Raw genomic sequence first — 940 nt, 5'->3', positions numbered from 1 at the left:
TGCCGGCGGCGACCGAGCCGGCGGGGCGGGCGGCGGGCGAGGCGATCGAGCTGGCGGTGGTCGGCGCGCACCTCTCCGGCCTCGCCCTCAACGGCGAGCTCACGCGCCTCGGCGCCCGCTTCCTGCGCGCGGTCGCGACGGCGCCGGACTACCGCTTCTACGCGCTGCCCGGCGGCCCGCCGCACCGGCCGGGCCTGCTGCGGGTGGCGGCCGGCACCGGCGTCGCGATCGAGACCGAGGTCTGGGAACTGTCGCCGGACGCCTTCGGCCGCTTCGTGTCCGCCATCCCGGAGCCCCTCGGCATCGGCACCCTGCACCTGTCCGACGGCACCCGGCCGAAGGGGTTCCTGGTCGAGGCCGAGGGCGTCGTCGGCGCCGAGGAGATCGGCCGCTACGGCGGCTGGCGCGGGTACTTGGCCCGCGCCCCGCGCCCAGGCGCCGAGACCGGCGCGCGAGCTACCTGATGCCCGCGATCGCCGCGGCGAGGCCGTCGAGGGAGGTCGCGATGGCGACGGGGGCGGCGCTCTCGCTCCGGCGATAGCGGACGCGGACGGCGGCGCGCCCGGCGATCGCCCGCCGCAGGGCCTCGTCGACGGGCAGGAAGCCGAGGCACAGGCTGGCGTTGCAGCTTTCCAGACGGATCACGGTCTCCTCGGCGGTGCCGAACGCCAACCCGACGGTGTGGGCCGACCACGCCCCGACCGGCGCGCGCACCACGAAGACCGGCGCGCCGGCGCTGGTGGCGGCGAGCGACCAGCTGAAGGCGAAGACCCCGTCGCCGTCGACGATCGATTGCGACGCGTTGCAGACCCGGCGGCGCCGGCGCAGGTTCTCGTCGCAGATCAGGGTCCAGCCGCCGAAGGCCTGGATCATCCGGCGGGTGTCGCCCGGCGCCTCGCCCGGCGGCGGCGCCCCCTCCGGCGGGTGGACGCGGTAGGCC

Annotated in this window: 1 protein-coding gene and 1 pseudogene; one reads left to right on the top strand and one right to left on the bottom strand. The window is 77.4% G+C overall.

All coding sequences use genetic code 11. From position 1 onward, the window contains the following. Positions 1-464: pseudogene (locus FV230_RS28740) on the top strand (allophanate hydrolase); the annotation flags it as partial. Here the strand turns inward: FV230_RS28740 and FV230_RS28735 are convergent. Beyond that, positions 457-940 (bottom strand): invasion associated locus B family protein (locus tag FV230_RS28735; RefSeq protein WP_147844780.1); only part of this gene is annotated, 484 nt, incomplete at its 5' end. The pseudogene FV230_RS28740 and the gene FV230_RS28735 overlap by 8 nt on opposite strands.

Source organism: Methylobacterium sp. WL6 (assembly GCF_008040095.1).
In the GTDB taxonomy this organism is placed as follows: domain Bacteria; phylum Pseudomonadota; class Alphaproteobacteria; order Rhizobiales; family Beijerinckiaceae; genus Methylobacterium.
The sequence above is the reverse complement of the archived record's forward strand: the minus strand, read 5'-3'. Positions and strand labels throughout refer to the sequence as shown.